The organism is Rossellomorea sp. LjRoot5 (genome assembly GCF_964253455.1).
GTDB lineage: Bacteria > Bacillota > Bacilli > Bacillales > Bacillaceae_B > Rossellomorea.
Genome location: NZ_CAXUQN020000001.1, coordinates 2875321 through 2890053, shown reverse-complemented (window position 1 = coordinate 2890053; position 14733 = coordinate 2875321). Strand labels below are relative to the sequence as shown.

Here is a 14733-nt window from a genome sequence, read left to right as displayed (position 1 = left end):
GGTTGGTTTTTTTGAAAAAGGGATAATTTAACAATGAATTATGATAGAATGATAAAAAGATATATTTAGAAAATTTAATCAATATAGTGAATGAGGGGGAAAAAGAATGAATCGATTGGATTCAATCAAGAGAGAGATGAATAAAGTGCTAGTGGGCAAGGACAAAGAAATCGACCTGTTGCTAATTGCATTACTTCAAGAAGGACATGTTCTATTGGAAAGTGTCCCGGGTACAGGAAAGACTTTGCTCGCCAAAACATTCAGTCACTGTATCGATGGTGCATTTAAAAGGATCCAATTCACACCGGATGTGTTACCGAGTGATGTGACAGGTATACAGTTTTTTAATCCGAAAACACAGGAATTCGAATTAAGGACAGGACCCGTAGTCACGAACGTCCTCCTCGCAGATGAGATCAACAGGGCCACTCCGAGAACCCAGGCGAGTTTACTGGAAGTAATGGAAGAAAAACAAATCACCATAGACGGGGAAACCGTCCCATTAGAGCCACCGTTTATCGTGGTCGCCACTCAGAATCCGATTGAATCCCAACAGGGAACATTCCCACTGCCTGCTGCTCAGCTGGACCGGTTTTTATTGAAGATTCCGTTTACGTATCCTGATTTTGAAGAAGAAAGAGGAATATTAAATCGCTTTAAATCAGCTGAACCATTAAATACAGTCAACAAAGTGTTAGGTCTTGATGAGTTACAATTATTGACCCGCCAAGTTAAAGAAGTACATATATCCGAGGATATTGAAACGTATATTCTTCAAATCACGAGGGGAACAAGGGAACACGAATGGGTAGAGGTAGGTGCAAGCCCCCGAGCCAGCCTCGCACTTCTTAAAGCTTCCCAGGCACAAGCTTTCCTCGAAGGCAGGGATTTTGTGAGACCTCAGGATATCGTAGCCGTTGCCCCGTATGTTCTGCAACACAGGATCCAATTAACGATAGAGTCTTCCTTAACCAGAACAGCCGAAGAAGTGATCGAGGAAATTGTAGAAATGGCCGTTACTCCTGTTGAAGCGAGGCAAGCTTAGTGAAGTGGAAACGTGACATTGTCGAAGATCCCTATATATCCTTGACTCTAGTCCTGCTTGTCATTATCGGGGCAGCAAGTTTTTATGTACATTCCTATGTAGGACTAGGTATTTTTCTATTGATGATCCTCTATTTCAGAGTCCATCAATGGTATTTATCGAAAGTTGGTGAAGGCATCAGCATTGGAAGGACCACGAAGAGATTGAGGCTGCATTGCGATGAGGAGCAAAAGTGGGAATTTCAAATCCAGAACAAAGGCATGTCTATTTGGGGTGCGACTTTGAAAATCTCATTTAAAGATATCGTCATCCCCACTGTGCATCCCTACTCGTCAGGCGTGGAGGACAAGATTGAAGTGTCCATTCCTTTCTCCATCCGTAAAAACGATGAAGGAAGCATCTCTATTCCCGTTAAAGGAAAAAGGAGGGGATTATGCAAGATAACTAGTATGCAGTTAGAAATCCCCCATTTATTCGGAAGTGGGAAAGTGCTGTTGGATTTACTCGATAATGTCCCGTCCACCATTATCGTATTCCCAGCAGATTCTCCCGTGAAGATGGCCGAGCAACAGCTTACATGGAAACAGGGGGACGTCCCCATCCAACATTCATTATTTCATGATGTCTTTCACCAGGTAGGGACAAGGGATTACATTCAAGGAGACCGCTTCCAGGATGTTCATTGGAAGGCAACTGCCAGAACCGGCAGCCTTCAAACGAAGATCTATGCGCCTTCTACTCAAAAAGAGTGGATGATAGCCATCAATATATCTGATCGCTATGCCATCACCAACCAGCTCGAAGAAATCATCCGGTATGCTTCCTTTATGATGAAGCTTGCGGTAGAACAGAACATCACTTTCTCCCTTGTCTTAAACGTGAGATCCCAGGGGAGAACTCCTTACTATTATCTTCCACCTGGAATAGGTAGGGTTCACAGGCAGAGAGGAATGGAAATGCTTTCTACTCTATCGACAGATGAGTTTACGATTCCATTCCATATTGTTCTGAAGCATTTACACATGAGGCAATTGGTTCCTTCTGTATTTATTGCTGCAGGGGCACTGGGGGCTCGTGAAGAAGCTTTACTGACAAAGATAGAGAAACAGAAAATCCAAGTTTACAAGTTGAAATCAGATCAAGAACAAGGAGTCGTCACATTATGGAATCGTACGCTGAAAGTTCCTTCTTGACCAAACATAAACAAATGCTCATGGTGAAAATGGGGCTCTATGTCGGCATCGATATTTTGTTCGCCCTATTGATGATCACATTCCTTTTTTCCAAAGAAGTTCTATTTAGCAGCTACGTCCCGTCCCTTTGTATCGTATTTATCATAGTCATGACATTTCTCATAGTAAGTACGTTGAGACCATGGATATTTAAACTATTTTTAGCGGCACTTGCTATTTCTCTGGTATTAAGTATCTACTTCTTCTCTGCCGCATGGTGGGTGATATTGGCTGTATTGGTTTTTTTACATTGGAGGATCACGTCGTATACTAAAAGTAAAGATGCATCCATAGAAGTGAGCAGCGGGTCGGTCCTGATCTTTTTATTTATCGCGTCGGGTTCATTATTGACAGGTTCCATAAGAGACCTGGAAAATACGAATATCATCTACAGTCTGTTATTTATTTTGCTTTCAATCATCATCACGCTCACGCCGATTCAAAGGATGCTTGGCGATGTGAAAAACGGACATAAAAAAGTGCTATTGAAACCAATGGGACTTTGGTTCTTAGTAACAGTGGCAGGCGGTTTACTGGCGGTATTCAGCTCGCTGGCTAGTAAAGGGATCTATTGGGGAGCAGAAAAGGTGTTTTGGGTATTTTCTTTCTTGGTGGATCCAATTTATAATCTGATAATAAATATACAAAACATGCTCACGGGCTCGAATGGTGCCGAAAAGGGAACTGAAAACGATGTTCAAAAACAGGATTTCGGTGAGACTCCGGATTATGAACTTAGCCAGGGATTATCATTTTCCTGGGTGAATGAGGTTCTACTGGGGTTGTTGGTCATTGCAGTCATCATCTATTTGGTGAAGAAACGAAAATCCTCCTTTGACATGTCGAAGGAAGAACAAAACTCTCCAACCATGATGACTCAAAAAATTGTAACCCCTGACGAGGATGCTGATATAAGACGAATTTCTTATTCAAAAGCAAGAGACGTAATCCGGCTATCGATGGAGAAGTTCGAGGGGGAAGCTCACAGGAGGGAGGCAGGAAGAAACCAGAATGAGAACGTTCAATTATGGTTCAACCGAATCGGCCTCAGTGAATCTGAACGTTTTTTCTCTCTTTATGAACGCGTTAGATACGGTCAATCCGTTCCAAATCAGCAAGAAGTCGATTACTTCACAAATCAAATTGAACATCATATTGGTGAATTGAAAGAACGGAAAGATCAATAGAAGAAGCTAGTGCTTACATGCATCGTTCATTGTAAGCATTAGCTTCTTTATATTTTGTTCGGTAGGGTATGATAAATAAGAGGAGGAATCGTTATATGTTGTATGAATTAAGAGATGTGCATTATAAAGATATTTTACATATTAAGGGGATGGACATTTCCGAGCACCAGACGACCTGCCTTGTAGGGGAAAGTGGTGCCGGGAAATCTACTCTGTTGAAATTGTTGAATAAAATGAATATACCAGATAGGGGACATATCCGTTATAAAGGGAATTCCTTGGAAAAGGTGGATCCGGTGAAGCATAGGAGGGAAGCTGTCATGATTTCTCAAACACCTCTTCTGTTTGGAGAAACAGTGGAAGAAAATCTTCAGAAAGGGCTGGTCTTTTCAGAAAAGACCCTGGCAAACCGGGAGGAACTATTGAAGATATTGACCATTGTCAAGCTGGATAAACCATTGGAGACTCCTGCAGAACAGCTGTCTGGCGGTGAGCGCCAGCGATTATCCCTTGGCAGGGTGTTAGCAATGAAACCTGCTGTCTATTTATTGGATGAACCTACGTCGGCTCTTGACGAAGAAACAGAGATTGAAGTGATGAAGAGTTTTATTACGTGTGCAAAAGGGCATGGAGGGACCATCATCATGGTTACCCATTCTACCAATGTAGCTGACGAGTACGGCGAAGAAATCATTAGGATTTCAAAATAGCAGAAGGAGAGTTCGACATTGGAAAAAGGAATTATCGATATAGAATTATGGAGATTCATTGCAGCGTATCTTTTTGTCCTCCTCTTGTTATTCATCGTGAAATGGAGGGGTATCTCAAGGGAAAAACAAATCATACTCGCTTCTTTCCGGATGACCATACAATTGATTATCGCGGGATACATATTAACGTATATTTTTGATCATCCCAGCCCCTGGCTAACCTTAAGTATCATAGTCGTAATGGAATTATTTGCTATCAGGAATATATTCAAGCAGGTCAAGTATGAAATGGATCAAAAGCTGAAATTTATCACAGCTATCTCATTAAGCGCAGGAACACTGATCAGCTTGTTTTATTTCAATATGGTCGTCATCCATTTCTCCCCATGGTATGAACCAAGATATTTCATTCCGATTGCAGGGATGATAGTGGGGAACGCGATGACGGGCATAACACTTGGAATCAATACCCTCCTCGGAGGATTGATAGATCAGAGAGAAAAAGTAGAAGGAGCTTTGATGCTCGGGGCAACCCCTAAAGCAGCCTCTAAGACTTATTTGGATAGTGCATTTGATTCTGCCATTCTCCCCACTCTGAATAATATGCTTGGGATGGGCATCATTTTTCTTCCTGGGATGATGACAGGTCAAATCCTTTCAGGAGTAAGCCCCCTGGTGGCCATTGAATATCAGATTGCCATTCTGTTAGGAATTGTCGGAAGCGTTGCATTGACTGTCGTCCTATTTATTATAATGGCGTATAAGCGACTATTTACAAAGGATGCCCAATTGAATATTTGATAGCTCTCCCGTTCTAATCTAGTTTCCACGGCATATGCTAGAGAAAGAATGATAGAAAGGGGAGGGTTCCATTTGAAATACGAAATAGAGCAGGCACTGCGGGTGAAAAGCCTTGCCATCGATGTGATGGAAGAATTGATGAAAGAAGACAGGAAGCATAGCGTTCAAGAACTAAAGCAGCTGTCAGAATTATTCTCCCGATGTATTTGTGACTTGGTCAATGTATACTCAAATATCTCAGAAGATCATGAAATAACATTGAAAGGAACGGTCATAAAAGCAAAGATCGGCTATAACCTCATGAAGGCTGAAGCAGTTGAAAAAGAATAGTATGACAACGGAAGGACTGGCTCATACTAAAGACTCCATATCGGATGGATATGGAGTCTTCGGAACGTTTAATTCTATGAGGCTTACAATAAATCATCAAATTTTACATAATAAGGTTCATAACAGTGGCAAATTTATGAAATACTAAAAAAATCAAGCTTTACAATTGTGTATATCCTCATAGCATGCTATTCTTTTTTATTGAACAGCTTTATAGGAATATTGGATTAATCACTAGAAATAGTTGACGTTTTCTTTATAATCCTTTACTTTTATGAAGCAACTAAAAACAAGATAATTGAAGGAGTCGATTCACATGGCACAAAAAACATTTACAGTTACAGCTGAAACAGGAATTCATGCTCGTCCGGCAACTCTTCTAGTTCAAACGGCAAGCAAATTCGACAGCGATGTACATCTAGAATACAAAGAAAAGAAAGTAAACTTAAAATCAATCATGGGTGTTATGTCTTTAGGTGTTGGTAAAGGTGCAGAAATCACAATCATTACTGAAGGTAGTGACGAGGAAGAAGCGTTAAACAGCTTACAGGAAACATTGAACAAAGAAGGTTTAGCTGAGTAATGTCCAGTCTCTTAAAAGGAATTGCGGCATCAAATGGTATTGCCATAGCGAAAGCGTATCGTTTGGTCGAACCTGATCTGAATTTCGAAAAGAAAAGCGTAGACAATGCTGAACAGGAAGTTTCACGCTTCCAGGATGCCATTTCGACATCTAAATCAGAGCTTGAAGCGATCCGTGATAAAGCGAGAGTTGATTTAGGCGAAGACAAAGCTCAAATCTTTGAAGCGCATCTTCTTGTCTTAAGCGATCCAGAACTACTGACACCTATCGAAGACAAAGTAAAATCAGAAAATGTAAACGCTGAATTCGCCCTTAAAGAAACAGCGGATATGTTCGTATCCATGTTTGAATCCATGGATAACGAGTATATGAAGGAACGTGCGGCGGATATCCGTGACGTGACGAAACGTGTCCTTTCTCACCTTTTGGGCGTGCAGATTGCAAACCCAAGCATGGTAACAGAAGAAGTGATCGTGATTGCAGAGGATTTAACTCCTTCTGACACGGCACAATTAAATCGTGAATTCGTTAAAGGATTCACAACGGATATCGGTGGAAGGACATCACACTCGGCCATTATGGCACGTTCAATGGAGATCCCGGCTGTAGTGGGGACGAAATCCATTACTTCCTCTGTTGAAAATGGTGATATGATCATCGTTGACGGATTAAATGGAGAAGTACATATTAATCCGACTCCGGAAGTCATCGAAGAGTACAAGAAAGAACATGCCCGTTATGAGGAACAAAAGGCTGAATGGGCGAAGCTCGTGAACGAACCGACGGTATCCAAAGATGGGGAGCATGTTGAACTTGCTGCCAATATCGGGACACCTAAGGATCTTGAAGGGGTAAAGAATCACGGAGGAGAAGGTGTAGGACTGTATCGTACAGAATTCCTATACATGGGTCGTGACGAATTACCGTCAGAAGATGAGCAATATGAAGCGTATAAAGCTGTCTTAGAAGGAATGGAAGGTAAACCTGTGGTGGTCCGTACCCTTGACATCGGTGGGGATAAAGAGCTTCCTTACTTAAATCTGCCGAAAGAAATGAACCCTTTCCTTGGGTATCGTGCAATCCGTCTTTGTTTAGATGAACAGGATATCTTCCGTACACAGCTTAGAGCGTTATTAAAGGCAAGTCCATTCGGAAACTTGAAAATCATGTTCCCGATGATTTCAAATCTTCAAGAGTTCAGAGAAGCGAAAGCGATCCTGGAAGAAGAGAAGAAAGCCCTTCTTGAAAATGGGACAACGGTAGCTGATCACATTGAAGTGGGAATCATGGTGGAAATTCCTTCAACTGCTGTCATGGCGGATGTATTTGCCAAGGAAGTTGATTTCTTCTCGATCGGTACAAACGATCTGATTCAGTACACAATGGCTGCCGACCGCATGAACGAGCGCGTTTCCTACTTATATCAACCGTATAACCCTGCCATTTTACGTCTTGTAAAAATGGTGATCGATGCGGCTCATAAAGAAGGAAAATGGGCAGGTATGTGTGGAGAAATGGCTGGAGATGAGATTGCCGTACCGATCCTGCTTGGATTAGGTTTGGATGAGTTCTCAATGAGTGCAACGTCCATTTTGAAGGCACGTTCTCAGATCCGTCAGTTGAACCGTGCTGAAATGAAAGATTTGGCTGAACAGGCACTACAATTAGACACCAATGATGCGGTCATTTCTGCAGTGAAAAAAGCGACATCAATGGAATAAATGTAGGTTTAAATGGTGGAAATGAGGGTAATATATCTAAGAAGAATAAGGCACACACCCTTTGGGCCTTTTTATTCTCATTTCCCCCTTTCTTGTGGATTGAAGGAACGCTTGGTTCTTTCAATCCCTTTTTCTATTTCAAAGGGAATTTCTCATTTTACAAACCACGTTCAGTTCATTACCCGAATTCACTTGTTTATTATACTGTATGAAAGCGCTTTTTTAAAGTGTTTTACTAAAATAACTTTTTTGGACACCCGCTGTGTTTGAACCTGCATTAGATGACGATTTTCTTCAGTGTAGAGGGTTTCGTAATAAATAAAAATTTTTTTATAAAAAAGTAGAAAGACGGTTTATCATCTTTAAAAGCGGGTATTCTATTACTAAGCATGAAATTGGAGATTAATTTCTCACTAACACCCCCTTTTCCTTTTTTTATTGAACTAACTCAGGTAACTGTGTTGGTTCTTTTTTTTGTTGTTTGTCCATTAAATAGGACTTAAGATGAATAATAAGTATATGCTGATCAATTAAGTGGATCAAAAGAACAATAAAGGGTAATGACAAAGAGGGACGGACCTTGTTGCAAGGTCCGTCCCTCTCATTAGGATTGGATGAAGGATTGAAGCCGGTCGAGTCCTTCTGTGAGTTGATCCATGGAACAGGCGTAAGATAGTCGGAAATATCCTTCTCCTAGTGGGGAAAAGGCATCACCAGGAACGACAGCCACTTTTTTCTCCTGAGCCAGGGCCAGGGAGAAATCAAATGAGCTTAACAGTACGTTATCCGGTATTTTCACGAAAAAGTAAAAGGCACCGTGGGGTTTGACGATTCCCTCAAATCCCATATCAATAAGTCTGTCGTATACATAGTCCCTTCGTTTCTTATACTCTTCCTTCATATCCCAAGCGTCGTCTTTTCCAGCTGTCAGAGCTTCATAAGCTGCTTTTTGGGAGATTGACGAAGCGCAGGACACATTATATTGGTGTACCTTCAAAAGGTGCTTCGAAATGGCCTCAGGAGCGAAAATCAGGCCAATCCGCCAACCTGTCATGCTATGTGACTTTGATAATCCATTCACGATGATCGTTTGCTCTCTTAAATACTCTGCAATGGAATGATGAGAACCATCAAAGGTAAGTTCACTATATATTTCATCAGCCAATACAAAAATGTCCCGGCTCTTGAGTAATTCAGCAATTTCTTTCAGTTCTTCCTTTGATAAGCTTACCCCTGTTGGATTCGAGGGGTAAGGAAGAATGATGCATTTGGTTGAAGGGGTCAGGCTGCCCTCGATCAATGCTGCATCTAATTTAAACTCATTTTGGGTAATATCGATATGGACCGGATTGGCACCACATAGTTTGATGATGGGTTCATATCCAGGATATACGGGTCCTGGAAGGAGGCAGTCGTCACCCTGGCACAGAATCGTCCGCAGAATCACGTCGATTCCCTGTGATGCACCATTTGTGACAATAACTTCTGTTGCAGGGTCATATTCTACATGATATTTTTCTTTTACGAATGAAGCAGCCGCTTCACGTAATTCGATATATCCCGCATTGTGGGTATAAGAAGTGAAATCTCCATCAATGGCCGCTTTTCCTGCGTCTTTAATATGTTGAGGGGTAGGGAAGTCAGGTTGACCGATTGTAAGGGAAATCATATCGTCGATGTCTGACACCATGTTGAAAAATCGTCGTATACCAGAAATTTGTATGTCCCTGACCCTTGGGTTAATGTGCTGTTCCAATATGTACACCTACTTTGATTGTTTGATTCATATTTTACCATTAAATTGAACGGTTACGCAGGGGTTTTGTTTGGATCGAGGAGAAAAAGGGAAAGGATAAAAAATGAAAAAAGATAGTTAGGGAGAGCCATATGATTCGAACAAGTATAATCATGGAAAACGGGGAAATCCAAAGTGATGTTCCCTTATCAAGAATAAAGGAAAAAGATGTAAAATGGTACTGGGTGGATTTCTCTGAGCCTTCAAGTAAGGACATCAGATTGCTTAAGTTATATTTTCGATTTCATCCACTTGCGATTGAGGATTGTTTGGATGATTTCAGTCAACGTCCCAAGCTTGATTTTTATGATCAATACATCTTTGTGCTCATGCACGGAATCAATTCAAAAACCCTTGATTCCCATGAGGTGAATATGTTTGTGAATTCAAGATTTATCGTTACGTTCCATAAAGAACCTGTCAGTCAGTTAAAACAAATATGGGAAGAAATGAAAGAAGAAGGGGGCGAGCTCAGCCCGTTTAAAGTCATGCATAGAATCGTTGACCGGCTCGTGGATGATTATTTTCCCCTTGTGTATAAGATAGAAGACCGCCTCAATAGGATTGAAGATAACACGAATGAAGAAGCCGACAGTGATCTAATGGATGAGTTATTTGATATCCGACATGACATGTCAAAGCTCCGTCGCACCCTGGTGCCGATGAGGGATCTAATGTATCGCATCAGTAATTCGGGCAGATTGAATGCACTGAAGGAAGAGCAGCTATACTTCAATGACGTATATGATCATTTAATAAAGCTTGTAGAAATGCTTGAATCTTATCGGGAATTCTCATCGGATATACGTGATAATTATTTATCGATCAATTCAGATAAAATGAATAACATCATGATGACATTGACGGTCATCACGACGATTTTCATGCCCCTTACCTTTATTGCAGGTTTATATGGGATGAACTTTGTCAACATGCCTGAACTCGATGAGCCCAATGGTTATTTCATCGTCCTGGGAGTGATGGGACTCATAGCACTGATCATGTTTGGGGCCTTTTTGAAAATAGGCTGGCTGCGTTTCGGGTCGAAAAAGAGAAGGAAGAGGAGAAGGCTCCTTCGTTTAAAATAGTCAGGCACCTGATCTTCCACTTATTTTCGAAAAATATGCTAGTGAAATGTAGATTTTTTTGTGAAAAAACGTTATATTGGTTGAGGACATTGAAGACAATAGAAGAAGAATTGGGTCTATATATACGATACCCGAGAGGTTCTAGCACAACCCTCTATAAAAAACTAAGGAAAACGGCATCCTTAGGTGTCGTTATTTTTTTGTTAGTGGCAAGCGAAAGCCTATATTATAGAGTCTGACAGAATCTCTTTCTTCTTTTTATGGCAAAAGCCTGTAGAAGAGAAAGGAGAACCTTATATGAACACAGAGAAAGCGTTAGTCGTATTCAGTGGAGGTCAAGATAGTACAACGTGTTTGTTTTGGGCAAAGAAAGCATTTAATGAAGTAGAAGCAGTGACTTTCAACTATGGACAGAGACATGTTGCAGAGCTTGACTGTGCTAAAGAAATCGCTGAGGATCTGAATGTACCTCACCATATATTAGATATGAGTTTGTTAAATCAACTGGCGCCAAGTGCGCTTACAAGAACGGATGAAGAAATTACCCATCACGAGGGGGAATTACCTTCCACATTTGTTCCTGGAAGAAATTTATTATTCTTATCATTTGCCGGCATTTTAGCCAAGCAAATCGGTGCGAAACATATTGTGACGGGTGTATGTGAAACGGATTTCAGCGGGTATCCAGACTGCAGGGATATCTTTGTGAAATCATTGAATGTATCCCTCAATCTATCTATGGATGAACAGTTTGTCATTCATACCCCCCTTATGTGGATCAATAAAGCCCAAACGTGGGAAATGGCCGACGATTTAGGAGCGTTCCATTATATTCAGGAAAATACCCTTACATGTTATAACGGTTTGAAAGGGAGCGGTTGTGGGGAATGTCCTGCTTGTGAACTGAGACAAAGGGGATTGGATGAATATATGAGTGGCAAGAAAGGAGGAAAGGGATCATGATTCAACAGATATACCCTGTTCCCGATCATCCATATGAATTTGAATTAAATAAAGATATGCATTTTGCTGCTGCACATTATATTCCTCATGTGGAAGCAGGAAGCTGCCAGGAGGTTCATGGTCATACGTACTTTGCCAATATTACGATTGGAGGAGATCAACTCGATGATTCAGGATTCCTCATTAATTTCCAACATATAAAAAAACTGATCCATAAACGATTTGATCATACGATGATCAATGAGGATGAACGATTTTCTTCAGAGAGAGGGACGGAATTTCCAACGACAGAAGTAGTGGCGAAAGTCATGTGGGAAATCATCCAGGAACATTTAGACACGCTTCCCCACCGGCCACAGTGTCTTCAAGTGTTCTTAAGGGAAACCCCTACCAGCTATTGTATATACAGACCAAAGAGGAAACGCTCATGAAGAAAATTCCCGTACTGGAAGTATTCGGTCCAACCATTCAAGGGGAAGGGATGGTCATCGGCCAAAAAACAATGTTTGTCAGGACTGCCGGATGTGATTACAGCTGTGCATGGTGTGACTCAGCCTTTACATGGGACGGGTCTGCCAAAGAAGATATCATGCTCATGACGGCAGAAGATATTTGGCATAGATTGCTGGAAATAGGGGGGGATAAATTTTCTCATGTAACGATTTCAGGTGGGAATCCTGCTCTACTTGCCAGCTTGAAGGAACTTATTGACATTTTCAAGAAGAATGGCATAGATTCAGCCCTTGAAACACAGGGAAGCAAGTGGCAGGACTGGTTTTATGATATCAGTGATCTGACCATATCTCCCAAGCCGCCAAGTTCAGGCATGGTGACGGACTATGAGAAACTTGATGAAATTGTTCATCGATTAGGGGAGAACTCTTCACAGTTCAGTTTAAAAGTGGTGGTGTTTGACGATTCCGATTTAGAATATGCCACACGCATCCATCATCGCTACCCCGGTGTACCATTTTATATCCAAACGGGCAATCCTGCCGTTGCAGAAGGTGACACAGCCAAGCTGGTTTCCGATTTACTGTTGGATTATGAAACACTCATAGATAAAGTGTGTGAAAGAAAAGAATTAAATAATGTTCGTGTGCTACCGCAGCTCCATACATTGGTATGGGGGAACAAGCGGGGGGTGTAGGATGAAAAAGCGATTGATGGGCTCCCATACAATCGCTTTTTCTATTGGCTTGACCCAATCAAGGCCTAGTATCTTCATCCGACTGATTCCTGCGCTTTTGTCCTTCAATATACGAAAGTTCATCCGGTTCATCCTTGCCCTCTGCATTCTTCCCGAGAGCAATCAAGGGAAGATTATTCTGTGCAGGCAGAATATGGTCACTAATATCATCAAAATCAGGCAGGCCCATGCCTTCATAACCTCTACGATCCGTCATAACAACACCTCCTGTCCTTAGTATGGATTAGGAATTCAATTCTAGTCTTCTTTACCTTTACTGCTTATAACGATGCGTGTGCTGGTTGGTTGATTTCCGCTTCAGGTGCTCGCTTTCCGCGGGGCGTGAGTTGAGCCTCCTCCCCGCCGGAAAGCAAGTGCCTGGAGCGGAAAGGAACGGTCCTTGTATTCACTATTATCTCATCTTAGATAGAACAAATTATAAACATCTTTATCTACTGTCATCTAACAGTTATCCCCGAACCGACTTTTTTCTTGCCCGCATGTAAAGAAGTTCCTGGTTTGTTCGATATAAGTAGGGAGGGCAATAATGTATGGAAGGACGAAAATCATTGAATCAATCAAACGGAATACTTCTCGAAAGTGGTACAAATGAACTCGAAATCGTTGAATTCGAGGTTCAAAACAATAAATTTGGGATTAATGTCATTAAAGTGAAGGAAATCATCCAGCCTACTGCGGTGACACCGATTCCCCACTCACACCCCCATGTGAAGGGACTAGTTCAATTAAGAGGGGAAGTACTGCCGGTCGTGGATATGGCGAGGGTACTTGGGGCGGAAGAAGAGGAAACAACGAAGTCAAAATATATTGTAGCTGAATTCAATCAGCAGAAGGTCATCTTTCATGTCCAAAACGTCACTCAAATCCATCGCATTTCCTGGAATCAAATCGAGAAACCTTCTGAAATGTATTCAGGTATCCATTCGGGGATTATCGGGGTGATCAAGAGGGAAGAAACCATGATTCTACTTTTGGATTTTGAGAGCATCATGCTAGAGATTAATCCTGAAACAGGAATCCGCGTAGATCAAGTGAAAAAATTAGGTCCAAGAGAGAGAAGGAACAAGAGAATTATTGCAGCGGAGGATTCCCCATTACTTCGGAAACTGCTGAACGACACTCTGAAAGAAGCTGGATATGAGGATGTAGAGTTCTTTGAAAACGGAGCCGATGCCTTTCAATATTTAGAATCCATTGTGGATGGGGATCAGGACGTGAAAGAAAGCGTACAACTTGTTCTGACGGACATTGAAATGCCACAGATGGATGGGCATCATTTGACAAAAAGAATCAAAAATCATCCAAAGCTTAATGGACTTCCGGTCATCATCTTTTCATCTCTTATTACAAATGATTTAAAGCATAAAGGCGAGAAGGTAGGGGCGGAAGATCAGATCAGCAAACCCGAAATCGCTGAGCTTGTTTTGAAAATCGATCAATACATTCTGTAATCCCACTAAAAAAGGGTTTTGACCATTGTCAAAACCCTTTAGAGGATATATGCGTTGCTGTACTAAAATCAGTGGGTATTAAAAGAAGCTATCGCCCAATTTTTTGAATACAGGCTTTTGATATTGATTTTTTCCCGTCTTTCGCATCTGATCGGTATGATCTGACATTCCTGTATACTGTTCCAGAATTCCTTTTGCCTGTTGTAACCCCATTTTACATTTCGGGTTTCGCAGGCTTTGATCGAGTGATCCCAAATGTGGAAGCTCTTTGAAATCTTCTTTTGCAGGAGGGAGATGGAACGTATATTCTCCGCAATCAATCAAGACATCAGATTGTTGTTGGCTGTTCTTTGGGTTTTTAGAGAAGTGAAGTCCCACTTTTTTGGCCTTGCCTTCCCTGATCATTTTCATTAAGGCTCGTTTTTTTAATGAATATAAGTATTTTGGGTTACCTGCTGTTTTCGCATGACGATTCACAGTGAAAATAGCTTGAGAGAGGGTAATGACAGATGTGGAAGAAGGGGTGGATTTACTAGTGTTTCTCAAGTTATTGGCTCCTTTCTAGTGTATTCATCTCTATTATACCCCCTTTCCCTAAGATTGGAAAGGGTACCGAG

16 protein-coding genes and 1 riboswitch are annotated in these 14733 nt (G+C 41.4%); of the genes, 13 read left to right on the top strand and 3 right to left on the bottom strand.

Annotated features, from left to right (window positions below; all coding sequences use genetic code 11):
• The first annotated feature begins 106 nt into the window (after positions 1 to 106).
• The 8 genes from ACSQ2E_RS14765 (at position 107) to ptsP (ending at position 7609) form a co-directional block, all read left to right on the top strand.
• Complete coding sequence (locus tag ACSQ2E_RS14765; protein ID WP_435991693.1) at positions 107 to 1045, top strand: AAA family ATPase; 939 nt, start codon at positions 107 to 109, stop codon at positions 1043 to 1045.
• The gene (locus tag ACSQ2E_RS14760) at positions 1045 to 2238 is read left to right on the top strand and encodes a DUF58 domain-containing protein (RefSeq protein ID WP_435991691.1); all 1194 of its coding nucleotides are present in this window, start codon (positions 1045 to 1047) and stop codon (positions 2236 to 2238) included. Before ACSQ2E_RS14765 ends, ACSQ2E_RS14760 begins: the two co-directional genes overlap by 1 nt.
• Positions 2208 to 3464 (top strand): hypothetical protein, encoded by a 1257-nt coding sequence (locus tag ACSQ2E_RS14755; protein ID WP_435991689.1) that lies wholly within the window; start codon positions 2208 to 2210, stop codon positions 3462 to 3464. The genes ACSQ2E_RS14760 and ACSQ2E_RS14755 overlap by 31 nt, the downstream gene beginning before the upstream one ends.
• A 95-nt stretch (positions 3465 to 3559) precedes the next feature.
• Positions 3560 to 4174, top strand: coding sequence for an ABC transporter ATP-binding protein (locus ACSQ2E_RS14750; RefSeq protein WP_435991687.1), 615 nt, complete (start codon positions 3560 to 3562; stop codon positions 4172 to 4174).
• An 18-nt stretch (positions 4175 to 4192) separates the two neighbouring features.
• Positions 4193 to 4975, top strand: a complete 783-nt coding sequence (locus ACSQ2E_RS14745) for an ABC transporter permease (protein ID WP_435991685.1) — start codon at positions 4193 to 4195, stop codon at positions 4973 to 4975.
• Between the two features lie 72 nt (positions 4976 to 5047).
• Entirely contained in the window at positions 5048 to 5305 is a 258-nt protein-coding gene (locus ACSQ2E_RS14740; protein ID WP_435991683.1) for a hypothetical protein, read from the top strand.
• 316 nt (positions 5306 to 5621) lie between these two features.
• A complete protein-coding gene (locus tag ACSQ2E_RS14735) occupies positions 5622 to 5888 on the top strand; it encodes a phosphocarrier protein HPr (protein WP_034756145.1) in 267 nt (88 codons plus the stop codon).
• On the top strand, positions 5888 to 7609 hold the full coding sequence (ptsP, locus tag ACSQ2E_RS14730; RefSeq protein ID WP_435991680.1) for a phosphoenolpyruvate--protein phosphotransferase: 1722 nt from the start codon (positions 5888 to 5890) through the stop codon (positions 7607 to 7609). Before ACSQ2E_RS14735 ends, ptsP begins: the two co-directional genes overlap by 1 nt.
• A 604-nt stretch (positions 7610 to 8213) precedes the next feature.
• Here ptsP and ACSQ2E_RS14725 read toward each other — a convergent pair.
• The gene (locus ACSQ2E_RS14725; RefSeq protein WP_435991678.1) at positions 8214 to 9365 is read right to left on the bottom strand and encodes an aminotransferase A; all 1152 of its coding nucleotides are present in this window, start codon (positions 9363 to 9365) and stop codon (positions 8214 to 8216) included.
• A 131-nt stretch (positions 9366 to 9496) separates the two neighbouring features.
• Between ACSQ2E_RS14725 and corA the strand changes: the two genes are divergently transcribed.
• From corA to queE, 4 genes are all read left to right on the top strand, one after another.
• Positions 9497 to 10492: a magnesium/cobalt transporter CorA gene (gene corA / locus ACSQ2E_RS14720; RefSeq protein WP_435991676.1), complete on the top strand. Its 996-nt coding sequence runs from the start codon at positions 9497 to 9499 to the stop codon at positions 10490 to 10492.
• 129 nt (positions 10493 to 10621) lie between these two features.
• Positions 10622 to 10666: riboswitch (PreQ1 riboswitch) on the top strand.
• Positions 10667 to 10789: 123 nt separating this feature from the next.
• Positions 10790 to 11455 carry a 7-cyano-7-deazaguanine synthase QueC gene (queC, locus tag ACSQ2E_RS14715; protein ID WP_435991674.1) on the top strand — a complete coding sequence of 222 codons (666 nt, stop codon included), beginning with the start codon at positions 10790 to 10792 and terminating at the stop codon, positions 11453 to 11455.
• Positions 11452 to 11886, top strand: coding sequence for a 6-carboxytetrahydropterin synthase QueD (queD, locus tag ACSQ2E_RS14710; RefSeq protein WP_435991672.1), 435 nt, complete (start codon positions 11452 to 11454; stop codon positions 11884 to 11886). The genes queC and queD overlap by 4 nt, the downstream gene beginning before the upstream one ends.
• Positions 11883 to 12605: a 7-carboxy-7-deazaguanine synthase QueE gene (gene queE / locus ACSQ2E_RS14705; RefSeq protein ID WP_435991670.1), complete on the top strand. Its 723-nt coding sequence runs from the start codon at positions 11883 to 11885 to the stop codon at positions 12603 to 12605. The genes queD and queE overlap by 4 nt, the downstream gene beginning before the upstream one ends.
• Before the next feature lie 58 nt (positions 12606 to 12663).
• Here queE and ACSQ2E_RS14700 read toward each other — a convergent pair whose 3' ends face one another.
• On the bottom strand, positions 12664 to 12861 hold the full coding sequence (locus tag ACSQ2E_RS14700) for a hypothetical protein (RefSeq protein WP_435991668.1): 198 nt from the start codon (positions 12859 to 12861) through the stop codon (positions 12664 to 12666).
• A gap of 334 nt (positions 12862 to 13195) precedes the next feature.
• On the opposite strand from ACSQ2E_RS14700, the gene ACSQ2E_RS14695 reads away from it, so the two are divergent.
• Positions 13196 to 14116 (top strand): chemotaxis protein, encoded by a 921-nt coding sequence (locus ACSQ2E_RS14695; protein ID WP_435991666.1) that lies wholly within the window; start codon positions 13196 to 13198, stop codon positions 14114 to 14116.
• 78 nt (positions 14117 to 14194) lie between these two features.
• Here the strand turns inward: ACSQ2E_RS14695 and ACSQ2E_RS14690 are convergent, their stop codons facing one another.
• Positions 14195 to 14662, bottom strand: coding sequence for a YkyB family protein (locus tag ACSQ2E_RS14690; protein WP_435991664.1), 468 nt, complete (start codon positions 14660 to 14662; stop codon positions 14195 to 14197).
• Positions 14663 to 14733 lie beyond the last annotated feature (71 nt).

Coding starts and splice junctions, on each gene's coding strand:
- ACSQ2E_RS14765 (WP_435991693.1), top strand. CDS start 107: ATGAATCGATTGGATTCAATCAAGAGAGAGATGAATAAAGTGCTAGTG.
- ACSQ2E_RS14755 (WP_435991689.1), top strand. CDS start 2,208: ATGGAATCGTACGCTGAAAGTTCCTTCTTGACCAAACATAAACAAATG.
- ACSQ2E_RS14750 (WP_435991687.1), top strand. CDS start 3,560: ATGTTGTATGAATTAAGAGATGTGCATTATAAAGATATTTTACATATT.
- ACSQ2E_RS14735 (WP_034756145.1), top strand. CDS start 5,622: ATGGCACAAAAAACATTTACAGTTACAGCTGAAACAGGAATTCATGCT.
- ptsP (WP_435991680.1), top strand. CDS start 5,888: ATGTCCAGTCTCTTAAAAGGAATTGCGGCATCAAATGGTATTGCCATA.
- corA (WP_435991676.1), top strand. CDS start 9,497: ATGATTCGAACAAGTATAATCATGGAAAACGGGGAAATCCAAAGTGAT.
- queC (WP_435991674.1), top strand. CDS start 10,790: ATGAACACAGAGAAAGCGTTAGTCGTATTCAGTGGAGGTCAAGATAGT.
- queD (WP_435991672.1), top strand. CDS start 11,452: ATGATTCAACAGATATACCCTGTTCCCGATCATCCATATGAATTTGAA.
- queE (WP_435991670.1), top strand. CDS start 11,883: ATGAAGAAAATTCCCGTACTGGAAGTATTCGGTCCAACCATTCAAGGG.
- ACSQ2E_RS14700 (WP_435991668.1), bottom strand. CDS start 12,861: ATGACGGATCGTAGAGGTTATGAAGGCATGGGCCTGCCTGATTTTGAT.
- ACSQ2E_RS14695 (WP_435991666.1), top strand. CDS start 13,196: ATGGAAGGACGAAAATCATTGAATCAATCAAACGGAATACTTCTCGAA.